Genomic DNA, 19,650 nt, shown 5'->3' on the forward strand with positions numbered 1-19,650 from the left:
TCGCCCGTCAGCGCGTGCCGTCGGTGCGCAGCGCGCGTGCGTCCTGCGGTCGCAGCAGCGGCGGGTGCAGGGTCCGGACCCCGTCCGTCCGCGCCTCGAACAGGGCCGCCGGTCGGCCGCGTCCCAGGGGCATGCGCACCTCGTCGGTCGCAGCGGGGCGCACCAGCCCCGTGGTCTGCTGCACCCACCGGCGGAAGTTGGAGCGGTCGAGCCGCACGCCCCACACGGCCTCGTACACGTGCTGGAGCTCGCCGAGCGTGAACGTCGGCGGGCAGAACGCGGTCGCCAGCGACGTGTACTCGATCTTGGCCGCCACCCGGTCGAACGCGTCGGCGAGGATCCGCGCGTGGTCGAACGCCAGCGCCGGTGCGTCGTCGACGTCGCTGTCGTGGTTCCCGCCCCGCAGGCCCGGCAGGTTGAGGTCGTCCACGTCCCACCAGCGGGCGTTGCGGGCGTCCGACCCCGCCTGGGGGTCGGGGAGGTCCGGCGCGAACGCGACGTGCGCGACGGAGACCACCCGCATGCGCGGGTCGCGGCCCGGGGTGCCGTAGGTGCGCAGCTGCTCGAGGTGCCAGTCCGTGCGGGTCAGACCGGTCTCCTCCGCGAGCTCGCGCCACGCGGCGTCGACGATGTCCTCGGCGATGTCCACGAAGCCCCCGGGCAGCGCCCACGCCCCCTCGTACGGGTGCGCGGACCGCTCGACGAGCAGCACCTTGAGCGCACCGTCGCGGACGGTGAAGATCGCCAGGTCGACCGTGACGGCGAACGGCGGGTAGTCGTGCGGGTCGTACCCCTGCGGTGCCGTGGCCTGCTCGCTCGTGCGTCCCACGGTGGTCATCGCGACTCCTCCAGGCGGATCTTGTGCGCGGTCAGGTCGGTCAGCGCCCGGATCGCCGTCGGTGCGGACACCGCCGCGGTCAGGTCGGTCAGGACGGTGACGATGGTCGCACCGCCACGGCGGGCGTCCTTGGCGGTCGCGGCGACGCAGAAGTCGGTCGCGAGGCCCACGACGTCGACGCAGGCGATGTTCCGCTCGAGCAGCAGCTGGGCGAGCTGCCGGCGGTCGGGGGCGTCCAGGACGCGGCCCTGGAACCCCGAGTAGTCCTGCCGCGACTCGCCCTTGACCACGTGCACGGTGCGGTCTGGCAGCACGAGGTTCGGGTGGTACTCGGCACCGGACGTCCCGGCCACGCAGTGCACGGGCCAGGTGGTGACGTAGTCCGGGTCACCGTCGGCGGCGAAGTGCCCGTCGTTAGTGTCCGGCAGCGGTGCGTGCCAGTCGCGGGTCGCCACCACGGTGTCGTACCCGTCGCCACGCCGGGCGAGGTAGTCGCTGATGCGGGCGGCGACGTCGGCGCCGCCGGCGACGGCCAGCGACCCGCCCTCGCAGAAGTCGTTCTGCACGTCCACGACGATCAAGGCGCTCTTCATGCTGTGGCTCCGATCAGGTTGCCCAGGGCGGTCGGGTCCGCGGCCAGGCGCGGGGTCCCGGGGGTCAGGTCCAGGTCCAGGGGGGTGAGCTCGGCCTTCGCCCCGCGGTGGTGCGCGCGGATCTCGGCCAGGGTGGGGCGGTGCACGACGTGCCCGTCGCGGATCACGGGGACCTGCAGCGGCCGGCCCGTCCCGGTCTCCGGTGCCCCCGGCAGGTGGCGGACGACGACGACCTCCCGGGTCGCGTTGCCCTGGTGGTCCAGCGCCCGGTAGGCGACCTTGCGCCCGCCGACGCTGCCCTTGCTGGTCGCCTTCTTCGCCACCGGCCGCAGCGGGGCGTCCGGGCCCGGCGCGTCGGCGATCGCGACCAGCTTGTAGACCATCCCGGCGGTCGGGTGGCCGGACCCGCCGACGAGCCGGGTGCCCGCACCGTACGTGTCGATCGGTGCGTCGGCCAGCGCGGCGATCACGTGCTCGTCCAGGTCGGAGGTGACCGTGATCCTCGTGTCCGTCGCGCCGAGGGAGTCGAGGAGCGCGCGTGCCCGGCGCGCCTCGTCGGCCAGGTCGCCGGAGTCGATGCGGATCGCCCCGAGGTCGCCGGCGGCGGCGACCGCGTGCCGGATGCCCTGGGCGGTGTCGTACGTGTCCACGAGCAGGCTGGTGCCGGCGCCCAGCGCGGCGACCTGGGAGGTGAACGCGGTCGGCTCGTCGAGGTGCGCGAGCGTGAACGCGTGCGCAGCGGTCCCGCGGGTGGGGATGCCGTAGCGGAACCCGGCCTGCAGGTTGCTGGTGGCGTCGAACCCGGCGACGTACGCGGCGCGCGCGGCGGCGACGGCGGCGGTCTCGTGGGTGCGGCGGCTGCCCATCTCCAGCAGGGTGCGTCCGCCGGCGGCGGTGACCATGCGCGCGGCGGCCGACGCGACCGCGGTGTCGTGGTTGAGGATCGACAGGACGAGCGTCTCGAGGACGACGCACTCGGCGAACGTGCCCGTCACGGTCAGCACCGGGCTGTGGGCGAAGTAGAGGTCACCCTCGCGGTACGCGTCGATGCTCCCGCGGAACCGGTAGGTGGCCAGGTACTCCGCGGTGGGGTCGTCGACGACGCCCGTGTCGAGCAGCCAGGCGAGCTGGGCGGTGTCGAACGCGAAGTTCTCGACGGCCTCGACGACGCGTCCCAGACCGGCGACGACGCCGTAGCGCCGCCCCTCGGGCAGACGACGGGCGAACGCCTCGAAGACCGCCTGGTGGTGCGCGGTGCCGTCGGCGAGGGCGGCGCGCAGCATGGTGAGCTCGTAGTGGTCGGTCAGCATCGCGGTGCTGGTCGCGGTCGCCTTCGCCTCTGTGGTCATGGTGACCATTATTGCACCTGAGCACGAAGCCGGCGCGCTTCAGTGGTCGTCATGACCATTCAAAGGGTGTGAGGTGCGTCACGGGAGGCGAGGGGACAGCAGCTCTGCTGGTCATGGCCTCGCACGGGCGCCCCCGGCAGGACTCGAACCTGCAACCTACGGATTAGAAGGCCGTTGCTCTATCCATTGAGCTACGGGGGCCGGTGCGGCCCAGCGTAGTGGGGGCTCGTCGACCGGCCGACGACGGGCAGCAGCCGGGCAGGCGACGGGTACGGAGGCGTCCGGTGCGGCCGCACGCACCAGACCGGGGACGTGTCACCCGCGCGCCGCGTTTGGCCTGGTCAGGTGTGGCACCGACAATGGTCCCGTGAGTGCGCAGCCCGGAACCGTGCCTGCGCAGCCGTCAGCGTCTGCGCCGGGGCGTTTCGCCGACCCGTCGCCGGCCGCCCAGATCCTGGCGCGGCCCCTCGCGCAGACGTCGCTGCTCGACGCGGTGCGTGACCTGCGACGCGACGTCGAGGCGACGAGCTTCCCGTTGGAGATCGCGGGCGTCGACCACGCGCGGGCGTCGCGGGCGCGGCTCGTCGACCAGCTCGACGAGCACCTCGTGCCGCGCCTGACCGAGCTGTCCGCACCCGCCGTGGTGGTCGTCGCCGGCTCGACGGGTGCGGGCAAGTCCACGCTCGTGAACTCGCTGGTCGGACGCGAGGTGAGCGCCGCCGGGGTGCTGCGCCCGACGACCCGCGAGCCCGTCCTCGTGCACCACCCGCTCGACGCCGACCTGCTGTCCCACCACCCCGTGCTGGACGAGGTCGAGGCCGTGGCCGTCGACACCGTGCCGCGCGGCATCGCGATCCTCGACGCCCCCGACCTGGACTCGGTGCTCGACTCCAACCGCGACACCGCGCACCGGCTCCTCGAGGCCGCGGACCTGTGGCTCTTCGTCACCACCGCGGCGCGGTACGGCGACGCGCTGCCGTGGCAGGTGCTCGAGGCGGCCGTCGAGCGCAGCACGTCGGTCGCGATGGTGCTCAACCGCGTCTCACCCGCGTCGCTGCCGACCGTCCGCGGGGACCTGCTCGAGCGGTTGCGCGCGCACGGCCTGGCCGGGTCGCCCCTGTTCGTCATCCCCGACGTCGGCCCCCACTCGGGCCCGCTCACCACGGCCGTCGTCGCGCCTGTCCTGCGCTGGCTGACGATGCTCGCCGGCCCGGACCGGGCGCGCACGGTCGTGGCCCGCACGCTGCGCGGTGCGCTCGCGGCCCTGCGGCCGTGGGTCGACGAGCTCGCGGAGGCCGTGCAGGACCAGGCCGACGCGGCAGCACGCATCGCGCAGGTGCTCGACGAGGCGACCGCGGCGCCCGGTGACGCGGCGGCCGAGACCATCCGCGCCGGCGCCGTCGCCGACGGCGCGGTGCGGGCCCGCTGGGCCGAGCTCGTCGCGAAGGGTGCGCCGTTCTCCCGCCTCGTGGGCCGCTCGGGTCGGGTGCGCGGGTCGTCCCGCACGGCACGCGCCCGCGGTGCGGCCGTCGCCCCGCTCCTGACCGACCTCACGGAGTCGACGACCGCGGCGCTGACCGCCGTCGGGCACCGGGGGAGCGCGGCGCTGCGGGAGTCGCTCGTCGGCCCGTCGGCGCCGGCCGGGGGCTCGTCGGTCCTGGAGCGCTGGCCCGACGGCGACGCCTCGCGCGTCGCGGCCGCCGAGCGCGCCGCCCGGGCCTGGACCGGCGAGGGGGCGCGCGTCGTGCGCGTCGCGCTCGCGGGCAGCGGCGCCGACGCCCGGCGACGCGCCCAGGTCGGCAAGGCGGTCGGCGAGGAGGGCCTGACGGCGCTCGCGCTCGCCGCCGCCGCCGGTGTCGACGAGGCCGCCGAGGCCGTCCGCACGCTGCTCGGCGACGCCGGCGACGACGTCGTGACCACCCTGCGGGAGGACCTGGTGCGCCGTGCGCGCGCCCAGGTCGACCTGGAGCGGACCATCGCCGACCGCACGCTCGACGACCCGGACCTCGCCGCAGACGCGTCGTCCCGGCTGCGCCTGCGGCTCGCCGTCCTCAAGGGGCTGACATGAGCGACGGGCCGACGAGCACCACGACCGTCCCCGCCGACGACCGGCACGACCGCGACGCGCCACCCGCCACCGGCGGGCCGCGCGTCGGGTCGGGCGCTGTCGCGTCGGCCGCTGCTGCGTCGGGCGGTGCTGCGTCGGGCGTTGCCACGCCGGACGGCGCCGTCCGCGGCGCGACGACCGCGGCGCTCGACGAACGGGTCGACGCGCTCGACGGTGCCCTCGCGGTCGGTGGCACGCGCTTCGACCCCGCCGTCGTGGAGCGCGCCGGTGCGACGATCGACCGGGTCCGGGAACGCCTCGCGCTGGGTGTCGACCACACGGTCGTCGCGCTCGCCGGGGGCACCGGGTCCGGCAAGTCGAGCCTGTTCAACGCCGTCAGCGGCCTGCAGTTCGCCGACGTGGGCGTGCGCCGGCCCACCACGTCGCGCGTCACGGCGTGCGTCTGGGGCGCCGACGGCGACCCGCTGCTCGACTGGATCGGCGTCGAGCCCGAGCACCGCATCGAGCGCGAGAGCCTGCTCGACGGCGACAGCCAGGCGTCCCTGCGTGGGCTGGTCCTGCTGGACCTGCCCGACCACGACTCGATCGCACCCGAGCACCGTGACGTCGTCGACCGGGTGCTGCCGCAGGTCGACCTGCTGATCTGGGTCGTCGACCCGCAGAAGTACGCCGACGACGCGCTGCACTCCGGCTACCTGCGCCGCATGACGGGCCGCGACGCGTCGATGCGGCTCGTCCTCAACCAGGTCGACACGGTCCCCAAGGACATGCGCGACTCCCTCGCCGCGGACGTGCGGCGCCTGCTCGTCGACGACGGCCTGCCGGACGTGGCCGTGCACGAGGTGTCGGCGGTCACGGGCGAGGGGATCACCGGGCTGCGCGCGGCGCTGGCCGCTGCGGTCGAGGAGCAGTCGGTGGCGGCCGTCCACGCGGACGCGGAGATCGCGGACGCCGCGCGGCTCGTCCAGGCGCAGGTCGCGCCCCGCGAGCCGGCGCCCAGCGCGCTGGCGATCGGTGTCGTCGTCGACCGGTTGTCGTCGGCCGCGGGACTGACGGCTGTCGGTGCGGCCGTGGCCGCTGCCGTCCGCGGGGGCGCGGGGACGCCGCCGCGGCTGGGCGAGGTGCACGCCGACGGCGTCGGGCTGGCGCGCGCGTCGTGGCTCTCCAGCGTGACGCAGGGCCTGCCGCCGCTCTGGGCGGCGGACCTGCGCGAACGGATCGCGACGACCGCCGAGCTGCGGCTCGCGGTGACCGATGCCCTGGCGCACGTGCCGGTGGCCGCCCGGCGGTCCCGCGCGGCGACGGTGCTGCTCGTGCTCGCCGCCGTGGCCGGCGCGGCCGGCCTGGTGGGCGCGGGGCTGCTGCTCGCCGACCGTCTCGGGGCGTCGGCGCCGTGGCTGCCGTCGACGGCGCTCGTGGCGGGGGTGCTCGGGCTCGCGGTGCTGCTGCTCGCGGTGTCGACGCTGGTCCGGCGGCGCGCGGCGCGCACCCGCGGGGCCAAGGTCGTCGCGGACGGGCGCGCGGCGATCGAGTCGGCGGCACGCGGGCGCCTGCTCGCACCGACGCAGGACGTGCTGGCCGAGCACCGGCACGCGCGGGAGCTGGCGACGCGCGCACTCGGCGCGCACTGACGCCCGGCCGGCCGGTCCACCCCGCGTCGCGAGCCGACCACAGCCCCCGCCGTCGCGCGGCTCGTCCACGGATCCGGATCCCGGCCCTCGCGCCCCCGCTGCGGCCCTCGACGATGGCTGCTCAGCGCCCCGCAGGAGTGGGGCCACGGCAGACAGGGGACCTCGATGGGAACGCACACCCAGGACGTGACGGTCGTCGGATGGGTCGGCTCCGACCTGCGGACCTACCACCTCGACGGCGTGGGCGGCGTGCCGTACACGCAGTTCAGGCTGGCCTCGACGCGTCGCGTGCTCGACCGGCGGACCGGGGAGTTCCGCGACGGGCCGACGCTGTGGTTCACGGTCAAGGCGTGGCGCGCCGCCGCCGTCAACCTCGACGCGTCGCTGCGCAAGGGCGACCCCGTGGTCGTGGTCGGGCGGCTCGGGCAGTCCGAGTGGGTCGCGCAGGACGGCGGACCCCGCTCGGAGCTGGTCCTGGAGGCGCTCGCGGTGGGGCACGACCTCAGCTACGGGTCCGCGCAGTTCCGCCGGACCCTGGCGGGCGCGCGGCGCGGGCGGGACGAGGCCCCGGCCGGCGCCGCGCAGGCGGCACCCGGGGTGCCTGCCGAGGCTCCGGCCGGCGTGTTCACGGACGACCCGTGGGCGTCGGTGGCCGACGCGCCGCCCCCCGCCGACGAGCCCGACGAGGCGGCGGCGGACGAGGTCGACCCGGCGGACGCCGAGGGCCCGCAGGGCGGGACCGACCACGGGTCGCGGGGCGGTCTGGCACTGGCCGGACGCGGGTGATCGCCTAGGCTGGTGGATCGGCACCGGCGCCGCCGGCCGGGCGACCCCGGCGCGGACCCTGGACGCACGTGACGTGCGCTCCGGGGCGTGCGCACCCCGGCCCGCGGCACCACCACCACCTACGAGGATCGGACGAGCACTCAGTGGCTGAGTTCATCTACACCATGTACAAGGCGCGCAAGGCGCACGGCGACAAGGTCATCCTCGACGACGTCTCCCTGAACTTCCTGCCGGGCGCGAAGATCGGGGTCGTCGGACCCAACGGCGCCGGCAAGTCGACGATCCTCAAGATCATGGCCGGGCTCGACCAGCCCTCCAACGGCGAGGCGCGGCTCGCTCCGGGCTTCACCGTCGGCATCCTGCAGCAGGAGCCGCCGCTGAACGAGGCGAAGACCGTCCTCGGCAACGTCGAGGAGGGCGTCGCCGAGATCAAGGGCAAGCTCGACCGGTACAACGAGATCTCCGAGCTCATGTCCCAGCCGGACGCCGACTTCGACGCCCTCCTGGCGGAGATGGGGGTGCTGCAGGAGGCCATCGACGCCGCCGACGCGTGGGACCTCGACGCCCAGCTGGACCAGGCGATGGACGCGCTGCGCTGCCCGCCGCCGGACGCCGACGTCACCGTGCTGTCCGGCGGTGAGCGCCGCCGGGTCGCGCTGTGCAAGCTGCTCCTGGAGAAGCCGGACCTGCTGCTCCTGGACGAGCCCACCAACCACCTGGACGCCGAGAGCGTGCTCTGGCTCGAGGCGCACCTGAAGGACTACCCGGGCGCCATCCTGGCGGTCACCCACGACCGGTACTTCCTCGACCACGTCGCCGAGTGGATCTGCGAGGTCGACCGCGGCCGGCTGTACCCGTACGAGGGCAACTACTCGACGTACCTGGAGAAGAAGGGCGAGCGCCTCGCCATCCAGGGCAAGAAGGACGTCAAGCTCGCCAAGCGCCTCAAGGAGGAGCTGGAGTGGGTGCGGTCCAACGCCAAGGGCCGGCAGACCAAGTCCAAGTCGCGCCTCGCGCGCTACGAGGAGATGGCAGCCGAGGCGGACCGCACGCGCAAGCTGGACTTCGAGGAGATCCAGATCCCGCCGGGCCCGCGCCTGGGCTCGATCGTGCTGGAGGCGAACAACCTCCAGAAGGGCTTCGACGGGCGCGTCCTCATCGACGGCCTGAGCTTCACGCTCCCGCGCAACGGGATCGTCGGCGTCATCGGCCCGAACGGCGTCGGCAAGACCACGCTGTTCAAGACGATCGTCGGGCTGGAGCCGCTGGACGCCGGCGAGCTCAAGGTCGGCGAGACCGTCTCGATCTCCTACGTCGACCAGTCGCGTGGGGGCATCGACCCGAAGAAGACGCTGTTCGAGGTCGTCTCCGACGGGCTCGACTTCCTCAAGGTCGGCAACGTCGAGATGCCGTCGCGGGCGTACGTCGCCGCGTTCGGGTTCAAGGGCCCCGACCAGCAGAAGCCCGCGGGCGTGCTGTCCGGTGGTGAGCGCAACCGCCTCAACCTGGCGCTCACGCTCAAGCAGGGCGGCAACCTGCTGCTGCTCGACGAGCCCACCAACGACCTCGACGTCGAGACCCTCGGGTCGCTGGAGAACGCGCTGCTCGAGTTCCCCGGCTGCGCCGTGGTCGTGTCCCACGACCGGTGGTTCCTCGACCGGGTGGCGACGCACATCCTGGCGTACGAGGGCTCCGAGGAGAACCCGGCGAACTGGTACTGGTTCGAGGGCAACTTCGCGTCCTACGAGGAGAACAAGGTGCAGCGCCTCGGTGCGGACGCCGCGCGCCCGCACCGCGTGACGTACCGCAAGCTGCGTCGCGACTGACACCCGCCCGCCCGCACGACCGCCCGGCCGAGCACCTCGGCCGGGCGGTCGTGCGTCGGGGCCGTCGTGCGTCGGGACCGGGCGCGGGTCGACGGGTGGGCCGGCAGGGTGTCGTGCAGACTGACGCCATGACGGAGCCCGAGGTCAGCGGCCCGACCGTGTCCGCCGACGGCGCTGCGGTGGGGCTCCTCGATGCGCTCGAGCGGCTGCAGCAGCGGCTCACGACCCTCGCGCTGCCGCTGGAGGCGCCCGGTGTCACCGAGGCCCGCCGCGACCGTGCCGCCGCGCTCGGGCAGCTCGACGACTACCTGCTGCCGCGCCTGCGCGCGCGGTCGGCGCCGCTGCTCGTCGTCGTCGGCGGGTCGACGGGCGCCGGCAAGTCCACGCTCGTGAACTCGCTGCTCGGGCTGCAGGTGTCAGCGCCCGGCGTGCTGCGGCCCACCACCCGAGCCCCGGTGCTCGTCCACCACCCCCTCGACGAGCGGTGGTACTCGACCGACCGTGTCCTGCCCGGTCTCGCGCGTCTCACCGCCGGTCACAGGGGCCCCGCCGGACCCGCGGACGCCGGCACCGACCCGAGCCGAGCGCTGCGGCTCGTCGCGTCGGACGTGCTGCCGCGCGGCCTGGCGCTGCTCGACGCACCCGACGTCGACTCGGTGGACGTCGGCAACCGGCGCCTGGCCGCGCAGCTGCTCGACGCCGCCGACCTGTGGCTGTTCGTGACGACGGCGGCGCGCTACGCCGACGCCGTCCCGTGGGACCTGCTGCACCGCGCGGCGCAGCGGCACGCGCAGGTCGCCCTCGTCGTCGACCGGGTCGACCCCGGCGCCGAGGAGGTGGCGGAGGACCTGCGGCGGATGATGGACGAGAACGGCCTGCCGGACGCGCCGCTGTTCCTCGTGCCCGAGTCGCCCCTCGTCGACGGTCTGCTGCCCGAGTCCGCGATCGCCGACGTCGCGACCTGGCTCAGCGCGCTGGGCGCCGACGCGCCCGCGCGGGAGGCCGTCGCGCGCGCGACCCGCGACGGCGTCGTCGACGACCTCGCGCGCCGCGCCCAGGTGCTCGCGGACGCTGCGGACCTGCAGGTCGCGACCGACGCGCGGCTCCGGCAGGTCGTGGCCGCCGCGTACGCCGACGCTGCCGCGCACGTGCGGATCGCGACGTCCGACGGCGCGATGCTGCGCGGCGAGGTGCTGGCACGGTGGCAGGAGTTCGTCGGCACGGGCGAGCTGCTGCGATCGGTCGAGCAGGGCGTCGGTCGGGTGCGCGACGCCGTCACCGCGTTCTTCCGGGGGACGCCCGCGCAGGCACCCCGCGTCGAGCAGGCCATCGCCCACGGGCTCACGGCCGTGGTGCTCGACGCCGCGGACGCAGCCGCGGAGCGCACGCACGCGGCCTGGCGCGGCGACCCCGCGGGGGCTGCGCTGCTGCAGGGGCTGGACCTGGCGCGGGCGTCGACGACGTTGCGTGGCGAGGTGGACGCGCAGGTGCGGGGCTGGCAGTCCGACGTGCTGGAGCTCGTGCGGGAGCAGGGCGAGTCGCGACGGGGGACCGCGCGCTACCTCTCGTTCGGGGTGAACGCCGCCGGGGTGAGCCTCATGGTGCTGGCGTTCGCCTCGACGGGCGGCCTGACGGGCGTGGAGGTCGGCATCGCCGGGGGCACCGCCGTCGTCGCGCAGAAGCTGCTGGAGGCGGTGTTCGGGGACGACGCGGTCCGGCGGCTGACCACGTACGCGCGGGAACGGCTCGACGCGCGCGTCGACGACGTCCTCGCGCGCGAGGCCGAGAGGTACACCGCGCAGCTCGACGCGCTCGGTGCCGCCGACGTCGAGGCCGCCACGCTGCGTGCCGCGGCTCGTGACGTGGACCTGGCGGCCGGCACCGAGCGGTCCGCGCGTCCGCAGGCGACGGCGGGCGCGCCCGTCGGGACGAGCCACGCGCTGCGCGGTGCCGGTGCGCGCGCCGGCGGCGGGGGGGCGAGCCGCCACGACCCGGACGGTTCCGGTCCCGCCGCGGCCGAGCCACGGCCGGGGTTCTGGCGACGCCTGTTCGGTGCGACCGTGCGGGACGACGCATGAGCCTGACCCTCGACGAGCGCCTCGCCGCGCTCGACGGTGCGTTGCGCGCGGGCGACGGCCGGCTGCCCGTGCCGCTGGTCACCGAGGCGCGCACCGTCCTCGGACGCGTGCGCGAGCGTGCCGGCCTGTCCGCCGAGCACACCGTGGTCGCCCTCGCCGGCGCCACCGGATCGGGCAAGTCGTCGCTCTTTAACGCCCTCGTCGGTGTCGACCTGGCGGGGACGGGGGTGCAGCGCCCGACGACGTCGCACCCGCTGGCCGTCGTCGTCGGCGACGACCCCGAGGCGGACGGCCCGGCGCGGCTCCTGGACTGGCTCGAGGTCGGGCGCCGTCACGCCCTGCACGCCGGGCCGGTCGGTGCACCCGCGGGGCAGGCCGCAGGCGGCGCGGCCGCCCGCGGCGCCCGGCTGGCCGACGGCCTCGTGCTGCTCGACCTGCCGGACCACGACTCGGTCGTCGTCGAGCACCGCGTGCGGGCCGAGCGCCTCGTCGCGCGCGCCGACCTGCTCGTGTGGGTGGTCGACCCGCAGAAGTACGCCGACGCCGCGCTGCACGAGCGCTACCTGCGGCCGCTCGCCGGCCACGACGACGTCGTCGTCCTCGTGCTCAACCAGGTCGACCGGCTGAGCGCCTCCGACATCGACGACGTCCTGCGCGACCTGAGACGGCTGGCCGGCCTCGACGGCATCGAGCGCGCCCGCGTCCTGGCGGCGTCGGCGCGCACGGGCGCAGGCGTCGACGACCTGCGTGGTCTCGTCGCCCAGGCCGTCGACCGCCGCGAGGCGACCAACCAGCGCTTCGGTGCCGACCTGCGCGCGGTCGCCCGGGACGTCGTCGACGCCTGCGGCCCCGCGCCGCACGGCCGCCGCCGCGACGTCACCACCGACCGGCTGCTGGACGCCCTCGAGGACGCTGCGGGGGTCCCGACCGTCGTCGCGGCGGTGCGTCGCTCGGCCGTGCGTCGCGCCGGTGCGCACACCGGCTGGCCGCCCGTGCGCTGGCTCGCCCGGCTGCGCCCCGACCCGCTGCGGCGGCTCCACCTCGCGCCCCGCTCCGCCGCCGAGGCCGACGTCACGCACACGTCGCTGCCGCCCGCCGGGCCCGCACAGCGGGCGGGCGCCGCGACCGCGGTGCGGGACCACGCGGACGCCGCGCTCGCGGGCGCGCCCGACACCTGGGTCCTGGCCGCGCGTGCCCGCCTGGACACCGCGGCCCTGCCCGACGCGCTCGACCACGCGGTCGCGCGCACGCCCCTGCTGCCGGGTCGTCCCGTGTGGTGGTGGCGCGCGGCCGGGGCGCTGCAGTGGGTGCTGCTCGCGGCCGCCGTGGTCGGTGCGCTGTGGCTCGGGGGCATCGCGCTGCTCGCGTACCTGCAGCTCCCGGACCCGGTCACCCCGGTGTGGGGGCCGGCGCCCGCACCCACGGTGCTGCTCGTCGGTGGGGTCCTCGGAGGGCTCCTCGTCGCGGCCGTGGGTGCGCTCGCGGGCCGGCTCGGCGCCCGCGCACGGGCCAGGGCGGCCCGGCGGCGGTTGCGGACGGCTGTCGCGGAGGTCGCGCAGCGGCTCGTCCTGGCGCCGCTGGCCGGCGAGACCGACGCGCTCGGCGCGTGCCGCGCCCAGGCGGCACGCGCCGCGGGCCGCTGATCCGGCCGGCGAGCGGTTCCGCGGTCAGGCCCGGCGCTCGCGCAGCATGAGCTGATTACCGCCGCACGCCCGCGCCGCGCGAGGATGCTGCGGGCGCCGGGACCGGCGTCGGGGCGCCGCAGGAGGACACATGACGAGGCTCGAGGTGCCGGTGCAGCTGCGCTGGTCCGACATGGACGCGTACGCGCACGTCAACAACGTCGAGATGCTGCGCCTGCTGGAGGAGGCGCGCATCGAGGTGTTCTGGCGGCACCCCGAGGGCGCTGACGGTGCGGCGCCGCCGAACGCCCGCGCGACCGCCGTCCTCGACGCCGGCCCGGGCGCGCTGACCTCGACGCTCGTGGCGCGCCAGGAGATCCAGTACGTGCGCCCGCTGCCGTACCGCCGCGCACCCGTCGTCATCGAGCTGTGGATCGGGCACCTCGGCGGCGCGAGCATGGACGTCTGCTACGAGGTCCGCGACGCCCCCACGTCCGTCGAGGGCTCGACGGTCTACGCGCGGGCGACGACGACGATCGTGCTCGTGGACTCGGCCGCGGGAACGCCGCGGCGCCTGACCCCCGACGAGCGGGCCGTCTGGGAGCCGTTCGTCGAGGAGCCGGTCGTCATCCGCCGTCGCGGCTGACCCCCGCGCGGAGGGCGGGGGAGTCGCTGCGGGCACGCTCGGCGGCCGCGGCCGCGCGGGCGATGTTGCGCTGCATGCCACCGAAGACCGCGCCGTGGAACGGGTACACCGACCACCAGTAGAGCTGCCCGGCGAGCCCGTGCGGGTGGAACAGCGCGCGCTGCGCGAAGACCACGGGACCGTGGCGCCACGCCTCGGGGTGCCACGCGACCGGCTCCCCGTCGGCCGACGGCTCCGGCGGGTCGCCGTGCCCGGGCTCGACCCGCAGCTCGAGCCACGCGAGGCCGGGCAGGCGCATCTCGGCGCGCAGGCGCAGCAGCCGCCCCGGCTCGATGTGCTCGACGCGCCAGAAGTCGACGGCGTCGCCGACGAGCAGCCGCGAGGGGTCGCGTCGCCCCCGGCGCAGGCCCGGGCCGCCGACGACGCGGTCCAGGAGCCCGCGCACGCGCCAGGCCAGGCCCCAGGAGTACCAGCCGCGCTCACCGCCGACCGCCTCGACGACGCGCCACAGCGCGGCCGGTGAGGCGTCGACCGGCACGCGTCGTTCGTCCACGTACAGCGAGCCGCCCGCCCAGTCCGGGTCGGAGGGGAGCGGGTCGCTCGGTGCGCCGACCGAGGCCGCGGACGACCAGCGGGTCGCGACGCTGGCGCCCTGGACGCGCTCGAGCGCGAGCCGCACGGCGCGGTCGAAGCCGACGAGACCGCCTGGCGGGTCGGGCACGTGCTCGGCGATGTCGTGCTCGTCGCACACGACCTCGTGCACCAGCGACTCGACGAGGGGCCGCGCGAGGCCGCCGGGCACGGGGGTGACGAGCGAGACCCACAGGCTCGAGAGCCGCGGGGACAGCACCGGGACGGCGACGATGATGCGCCGCGGCAGTCCCGCGATGCGGGCGTAGCGCTGCATCATGTCGCGGTACGTGAGCACGTCGGGGCCGCCGATGTCGAAGGCGCGCGAGACGTCCGGCGCCATGGCGGCCGACGCCACGAGGTACCGCAGGACGTCGCGGATCGCGATCGGCTGGATGCGGTTGGCGACCCAGCGCGGCACCGTCATCGCGGGCAGCCGCTCGGTCAGGTAGCGCATCATCTCGAACGACGCGGACCCCGAGCCGAGGATGACGGCGGCGCGCAGCACGGTCGTCGGCACCCCCGATGCCAGCAGGATCTCGCCGACCTCGGTGCGCGACGCCAGGTGCGGCGACAGCTCCTCGCCCTCGGGGTACAGGCCCCCCAGGTAGACGACGCGGGCCACGTGCGCCTCGCGGGCCGCCTGCGCGAACACCTGCGCGGTCTGCCGGTCCCGCTGCTCGAACGTCTTGCCCGAGCCGAGGGCGTGGATGAGGTAGTACGCGACGTCGGTGCCCTCGAGCGCCGTGCGGATCTGCTCGGGCTCCGTGGCGTCCGCCTCGACGACCTCGACCTGGTCGTACCAGGGGCGTCCGCGCAGCCGGTCGGGGTTCCGGGCGAGCGCCCGCACGCGGTACCCGGCCGCCAGCAGCTCGGGGACCAGGCGCCCCCCGACGTACCCGGTGACGCCGGTGACCGCGGCGATCGGCGCGTCCGGCCGCGGCCGCCCGTCGGGGCCGAGCCCCGGCACCAGCCCGACCAGGGTGCTCGCGACGGGCTCCGGTGCGAGATCCGCCTCGGGTGCGAGGTGCGGCTCGGGGACGAGGTCGTGCGCGGGGGCGTGGTGGGGCGTGCTGCCGGTCGGGAGGGCGGTGCGGTCGTCGCTCACCTGCGCAGTGTGCGGCCGCCCACCGGTGCGCGCACGCGGGGGACGCACGCGGCGGACGCACCGGTCGGCCGGCGTCGCGACCGTCGGGAGCGTCAGGGCGAGAGCAGGGCGAGGGTGCGTCGCTCGGCGACCTGCTGCGACCGCGTCGGGGTGATCGTCTCGCCCCGCTCCCAGAGGTCGACGATCCGCGGGTCGATGTACGACGCGCGGGCCACGGCCGGGGTGTTGCCGAGCTCCTCGGAGACCGCGCGGACCACCGAGGTGACGACCCGGCGCCGCGCGCGCTCGCTGCGGGGGGCAGGGCCGGCGTCGGCCAGCCCGCGTGCGGCCAGCACCGTGGCGTGCCACGTCCGGAAGTCCTTGGGCGTGGCCTCGCCCAGGCGGTCGCGCACGTAGCCGCCGACGTCGGCGCTGGTGATGTCGTGCCAGCCGGCGTCGTCGCGCCACGCCAGCAGCTCCGGGCTCTCGTCACGGCGCCGCAGCAGCACCCGCACGAGCTCGGCGACCACCTCGTCGTCGACGACCGTGTCCCGCACCTGGCCCGACTTGGCGGGGAAGAGCAGGTGCACGGCACCGGGGGAGCCGTCGTCGTCCGTCAGCACGCGGACGTGGTCGCGGCGCAGCGTCGCGAGGCCGAACGACCCGTGCTTGCGCGTGTACCCCTCGGTGCCGATGCGCAGGTAGGCGCGGTCGAGCAGCCGGAACGCCAGCGCCAGCGCCTTGTCCTTGGGCATGCCGTCGAGCGCGAGGTCGGCGCGGACGCGGCGGCGGGCGGCGGGCAGGCGGCGTGCGACCTCCAGGACGTGCTCGTGCTTGCGCTGCGCGCGGCGGGCGTGCCACTGCTGGTGGTAGAGGTACTGGCGGCGGGCGGCGTCGTCGAGGCCCGCGGCCTGGATGTGCCCGTGCGGCCACGGGCTGATCCAGACCTCGCGCCACGCGGGCGGGATCGCGAGCGTCCGGATGCGGGTGAGGTGCTCGTCGTCGGCGATGCGCTGCCGGTCGACGTCCAGGTACACGAAGCCGGAGCCGACCTTGCGCCGGCTCCACCCCGGCTGGTCGAGGCGGACACGTCGGAGCCGAGGCATGCGGGCAGTCTCACCCGGCGTCCCGGATCGCGCATGCCGAGCCGACGGGGTCGAGCAGGGGGCCCGTCCGGACGTCACCCGCGGTCAGTCGGGGATCCGGACCATGCCCTCCTGGGCGATCGACGCGACGAGCGTGCCGTCCTGGGCGAAGACGCGAGCAGCGCCCAGTCCCCGGCCGCCCTGCGCCCCGGGCGTGCTCTGCGCGAACAGCAGCCAGTCGTCGACGCGCACGTCGCGGTGCCACCACATGGCGTGGTCGAGGCTCGCCATCGACAGGCCCGGCGTCGCCCACGGGCGGCCCGAGCGCCGCAGCACCGGCTCGAGCATGATCTGGTCGCACGCGTACGCCAGCAGGGCGCGGTGCAGCAGCTGGTCGTCCGGGACGGGCCCCCGCGCGCGGGCCCACACGAGTTGGCGTCCCTGCGCGGACTGCGGGTCGGCCCGCAGGTAGATCGGGCCGTCGACGTGCCGCAGGTCGAACGCCGACTCCTGCGCCCAGAACCGGGCCATCGGGTGGTCCACCTCCCCGAGCGCCTCCAGCGCCGAGCCGACGTCGTCGGGGCCGGGCACGTCCTGCGGCATCGGCTCGGCGTACTCGATGCCGGGCTGCCGCTCCTGGAACGACGCGATCATCGACAGGATCGGCGCGCCGGCCTGCAGCGCGTGCGCGCGGCGCGCCGAGAACGACCGGCCGTCGCGCAGGCGCTCCACGGCGAAGTCGATGGGCGCGGACGCGTCACCCGGGCGCAGGAAGTACCCGTGCATCGAGTGCGGCAGGCGCGCGCCGTCGACGGTGCGGCCGGTCGCGAGCAGCGCCTGGGCGAGCACCTGGCCACCGAACACCCGGCCGTGCGGCTGCGGCAGGCTCCGGCCGTGGAAGACGTCCGGCTGGGTCGCGTCAGGGGTGAGGTCCAGGGCGTGCAGGACTGCGCCGACGGGGTCGGTGGCCGGGTCCGGCTGGGTCATCGCGTCAGTCCTCGAAGGAGTTGAGCATCGAGTGCGCCGCGCGCTCCAGGTAGTCCCAGAGCTCCGCGCGGTGCAGGGGTGCGAGGTCCAGGGAGTCCACGGCGGTGCGCATGTGCCGCAGCCAGCGGTCCCGGGCGTCGGGGTTGACCTTGTACGGGGCGTGCCGCATCCGGAGCCGCGGGTGGCCGCGCTCGTCGGAGTACGTCGTCGGGCCGCCCCAGTACTGCTCGAGGAAGAGCGTGAGCCGCTCGGCCGCGGGCCCGAGGTCCTCCTCGGGGTACATCGGCTTCAGCACGGGGTCGCCTGCGACCCCCCGGTAGAACTCGTCGACGAGCCGGACGAAGGTCTCGTGCCCGCCGACGGCGGCGTAGAACGAGTCGTCTCTCACGTCGTCCATCCTCACACGCACCGCAGGCCCCGCCGCGCCCCCGCCGGTGTGCGTCGTGCCACCCTCGCCCGACGTCACGGCCCCGGCTCGTGTCACAGCCCCAGCTCGTCCAGCACCGGCAGCCCGGCGCGGACGACGGCGCGCGCGTCCGCCGCGCTCGACGCGTCGGCGGCACGGCGCGCGAGGACCCGGCACGTCGCGAGGTCGGTCACGGCGAGCACGGCCGCGACGTCCGGGAGCGCGCGCGGCGTCATCGACAGCGACGTGACGCCGAGCCCGACGAGGACGACGGCCAGCGCCGGGTCCGCGGCGGCCTCGCCGCACACCCCGACGGGCCGGGCCTGTGCCGCCCCGCCCCGGGTGGTCGCCTCGACGAGGCGCAGCACGGCCGGCTGCCACGCGTCGGACAGGGCCGCGACGGCGCCCAGCAGGCGGTCCGCGGCCATCGTGTACTGCGTCAGGTCGTTGGTGCCGATGCTCGCGAACTGCGCGTGCGCCAGCAGGGGACCGGCCAGCAGCGCCGCGCTGGGCACCTCCACCATGATCCCGGCGGTCGGCAGGCCGTGCCGTGCGCACGCGGCGACGAACTGCTCGGTCTCGTCGACCGTCGCGACCATCGGTGCCATGACCCACGTCGTCGTGCCGGGGTGCGCGGCGGCCGCGCGGGCGATCGCGGTGAGCTGGTCCTCGAGGACCTCGGGCCGCTCCTGCGCGACCCGCAGCCCCCGCACCCCGAGCGCGGGGTTCGTCTCGGGTGCCGCGTGCAGGAAGGGCAGCGGCTTGTCGGCACCCGCGTCGAGCGTGCGGACCACGACCTTGCGTCCCGGGAACGCGGCCAGGACCCGCCCGTACGCCTCGGTCTGCTCGTCGACGTCGGGCGCGTGCAGCCGGTCGAGGAACGCGAACTCCGTCCGGAACAGCCCGACACCCTGCGCGCCCGACGCCGCGGCGGCGGGCGCCTCGGCCGGGTCCCCGACGTTCGCGAGCAGCTCGACGCGGTGACCGTCCGCGGTGCGGCCGTCGCCGTCGAACGTCCGCACCGCCGCAGCCAGGGCACGGACGCGCTGCACGGACGCCTCCGAGGGGTCGACGCGCACCGTCCCGGCGGCGCCGTCGACCAGCAGCAGCGTGCCTTCGGCGAGGTCCAGCACCCCGGGCGCGGCGACCACGGCGGGGATGCCGCGCGAGCGCGCGAGGATCGCGGTGTGCGACGTCGGCCCACCGGCCGCGGTGACGATCGCGACGACCCGCTCCGGGTCCAGGGTCGCGGTGAGCGCCGGCGCCAGGTCGTGGGCGACGAGCACGTAGGGGTGCGCGCGCACCGGCAGGCCCGGCGACGGCTGCCCGGTGAGGTGCGCGACGAGCCGGTCCCGCACGTCCACGACGTCCCTCACCCGCTCGGCCAGGTACCCGCCCAAAGCCTCGAGCTGCGCGGACACCGCGTCGGCGGCCTCCCACACGGCGCGCTCGGGGACGAGGTGCTCGTCACGGACCCGCTGCTGGGCGTCGGCGACGAGCGACGGGTCGGCCGCCATCGCCGCCGCCGCGTGCAGCAGCGCCGCGCTGTCACCCTCGGCGGCCCGCGCGGCGGCGTCGAGCTCGTCGCGCACGGCGTCCGCGGACCGCGCGACCCGCTCGGCCGCGGCCTGCGTGTCGGCGCCCGGCGGCAGGCGTCGACCCGCGGGGGGCTCCGGGACGGCGTCGGGCAGCCGGACGACGGGACCGACCGCACGTCCCGGGCTCACACCGATGCCGGTGACGACGCTCGTGCTGCCCACCCGACCTCCTCCGCGCTCGTGGGCGACCGGGGCGGTGCGAGCCGCCGTCGTCGCCGTGCCCCCGCAGTCTGTCGCGCACGCGGGCGACGGGCCAGCGCCGACACGCGTGCGGGTGCGGACGCCGCAGGCGTCGTGCGGGGTCACGGCGGTAGCCTGGTGGGGACCGTGCACGCGACCGGTCGGTACGGACGGGCGGGTGGACGGGCGGTGGATCCCCCCGTCCACCGGGCGTGCGTGCCGGCGACGACACCGGGGAGA

General features: G+C 76.0%; 15 protein-coding genes and 1 tRNA gene. 7 read left to right on the top strand and 9 right to left on the bottom strand.

Going from position 1 to position 19,650, the window contains the following annotated elements; translation table 11 throughout:
• Positions 1-7: 7 nt before the first annotated feature.
• The 4 genes from OKX07_RS07315 to OKX07_RS07330 form a co-directional block, all read right to left on the bottom strand.
• Entirely contained in the window at positions 8-838 is an 831-nt protein-coding gene (locus tag OKX07_RS07315; protein ID WP_265631170.1) for an NUDIX hydrolase, read from the bottom strand.
• A complete protein-coding gene (locus OKX07_RS07320; RefSeq protein ID WP_265631171.1) occupies positions 835-1,431 on the bottom strand; it encodes an isochorismatase family protein in 597 nt (198 codons plus the stop codon). The genes OKX07_RS07315 and OKX07_RS07320 overlap by 4 nt, the downstream gene beginning before the upstream one ends.
• Entirely contained in the window at positions 1,428-2,789 is a 1,362-nt protein-coding gene (locus OKX07_RS07325; protein ID WP_265631172.1) for a nicotinate phosphoribosyltransferase, read from the bottom strand. The genes OKX07_RS07320 and OKX07_RS07325 overlap by 4 nt, the downstream gene beginning before the upstream one ends.
• 119 nt (positions 2,790-2,908) lie before the next feature.
• Positions 2,909-2,981 (bottom strand) — tRNA-Arg (locus OKX07_RS07330).
• Between the two features lie 166 nt (positions 2,982-3,147).
• On the opposite strand from OKX07_RS07330, the gene OKX07_RS07335 reads away from it, so the two are divergent.
• The 7 genes from OKX07_RS07335 (at position 3,148) to OKX07_RS07365 (ending at position 13,437) form a co-directional block, all read left to right on the top strand.
• Complete coding sequence (locus tag OKX07_RS07335) at positions 3,148-4,848, top strand: dynamin family protein (protein ID WP_265631173.1); 1,701 nt, start codon at positions 3,148-3,150, stop codon at positions 4,846-4,848.
• Entirely contained in the window at positions 4,845-6,479 is a 1,635-nt protein-coding gene (locus tag OKX07_RS07340) for a GTPase (protein ID WP_265631174.1), read from the top strand. Before OKX07_RS07335 ends, OKX07_RS07340 begins: the two co-directional genes overlap by 4 nt.
• Before the next feature lie 165 nt (positions 6,480-6,644).
• Positions 6,645-7,265, top strand: a complete 621-nt coding sequence (locus OKX07_RS07345; RefSeq protein ID WP_265631175.1) for a single-stranded DNA-binding protein — start codon at positions 6,645-6,647, stop codon at positions 7,263-7,265.
• Between the two features lie 143 nt (positions 7,266-7,408).
• A complete protein-coding gene (ettA, locus tag OKX07_RS07350; protein ID WP_265631176.1) occupies positions 7,409-9,091 on the top strand; it encodes an energy-dependent translational throttle protein EttA in 1,683 nt (560 codons plus the stop codon).
• A gap of 128 nt (positions 9,092-9,219) precedes the next feature.
• Positions 9,220-11,169, top strand: coding sequence for a dynamin family protein (locus tag OKX07_RS07355; RefSeq protein ID WP_265631177.1), 1,950 nt, complete (start codon positions 9,220-9,222; stop codon positions 11,167-11,169).
• Positions 11,166-12,812 carry a GTPase gene (locus tag OKX07_RS07360; RefSeq protein ID WP_265631178.1) on the top strand — a complete coding sequence of 549 codons (1,647 nt, stop codon included), beginning with the start codon at positions 11,166-11,168 and terminating at the stop codon, positions 12,810-12,812. The genes OKX07_RS07355 and OKX07_RS07360 overlap by 4 nt, the downstream gene beginning before the upstream one ends.
• Positions 12,813-12,942: 130 nt before the next feature.
• Positions 12,943-13,437: an acyl-CoA thioesterase gene (locus OKX07_RS07365; protein ID WP_265631179.1), complete on the top strand. Its 495-nt coding sequence runs from the start codon at positions 12,943-12,945 to the stop codon at positions 13,435-13,437.
• On the opposite strand, the gene OKX07_RS07370 is transcribed toward OKX07_RS07365, so the two are convergent.
• The 5 genes from OKX07_RS07370 to ptsP form a co-directional block, all read right to left on the bottom strand.
• Entirely contained in the window at positions 13,418-15,049 is a 1,632-nt protein-coding gene (locus OKX07_RS07370) for an SDR family oxidoreductase (RefSeq protein WP_416220865.1), read from the bottom strand. The two genes, OKX07_RS07365 and OKX07_RS07370, sit on opposite strands and share 20 nt — an antisense overlap.
• A gap of 218 nt (positions 15,050-15,267) precedes the next feature.
• A complete protein-coding gene (locus OKX07_RS07375; protein WP_265631180.1) occupies positions 15,268-16,260 on the bottom strand; it encodes a DNA topoisomerase IB in 993 nt (330 codons plus the stop codon).
• A gap of 84 nt (positions 16,261-16,344) precedes the next feature.
• Positions 16,345-17,226 (bottom strand): acyl-CoA thioesterase, encoded by an 882-nt coding sequence (locus tag OKX07_RS07380; RefSeq protein ID WP_265631181.1) that lies wholly within the window; start codon positions 17,224-17,226, stop codon positions 16,345-16,347.
• A 4-nt stretch (positions 17,227-17,230) separates the two neighbouring features.
• The gene (locus OKX07_RS07385) at positions 17,231-17,614 is read right to left on the bottom strand and encodes a globin (RefSeq protein ID WP_416220842.1); all 384 of its coding nucleotides are present in this window, start codon (positions 17,612-17,614) and stop codon (positions 17,231-17,233) included.
• 92 nt (positions 17,615-17,706) lie between these two features.
• A complete protein-coding gene (gene ptsP, locus OKX07_RS07390) occupies positions 17,707-19,392 on the bottom strand; it encodes a phosphoenolpyruvate--protein phosphotransferase (protein WP_265631183.1) in 1,686 nt (561 codons plus the stop codon).
• Positions 19,393-19,650: the final 258 nt, after the last annotated feature.

The organism is Cellulomonas sp. S1-8 (assembly GCF_026184235.1).
Classification (GTDB): domain Bacteria; phylum Actinomycetota; class Actinomycetes; order Actinomycetales; family Cellulomonadaceae; genus Cellulomonas.

Coding starts and splice junctions, on each gene's coding strand:
- OKX07_RS07315 (WP_265631170.1), bottom strand. CDS start 838: ATGACCACCGTGGGACGCACGAGCGAGCAGGCCACGGCACCGCAGGGG.
- OKX07_RS07320 (WP_265631171.1), bottom strand. CDS start 1,431: ATGAAGAGCGCCTTGATCGTCGTGGACGTGCAGAACGACTTCTGCGAG.
- OKX07_RS07325 (WP_265631172.1), bottom strand. CDS start 2,789: ATGGTCACCATGACCACAGAGGCGAAGGCGACCGCGACCAGCACCGCG.
- OKX07_RS07340 (WP_265631174.1), top strand. CDS start 4,845: ATGAGCGACGGGCCGACGAGCACCACGACCGTCCCCGCCGACGACCGG.
- OKX07_RS07345 (WP_265631175.1), top strand. CDS start 6,645: ATGGGAACGCACACCCAGGACGTGACGGTCGTCGGATGGGTCGGCTCC.
- OKX07_RS07355 (WP_265631177.1), top strand. CDS start 9,220: ATGACGGAGCCCGAGGTCAGCGGCCCGACCGTGTCCGCCGACGGCGCT.
- OKX07_RS07360 (WP_265631178.1), top strand. CDS start 11,166: ATGAGCCTGACCCTCGACGAGCGCCTCGCCGCGCTCGACGGTGCGTTG.
- OKX07_RS07365 (WP_265631179.1), top strand. CDS start 12,943: ATGACGAGGCTCGAGGTGCCGGTGCAGCTGCGCTGGTCCGACATGGAC.
- OKX07_RS07375 (WP_265631180.1), bottom strand. CDS start 16,260: ATGCCTCGGCTCCGACGTGTCCGCCTCGACCAGCCGGGGTGGAGCCGG.
- OKX07_RS07380 (WP_265631181.1), bottom strand. CDS start 17,226: ATGACCCAGCCGGACCCGGCCACCGACCCCGTCGGCGCAGTCCTGCAC.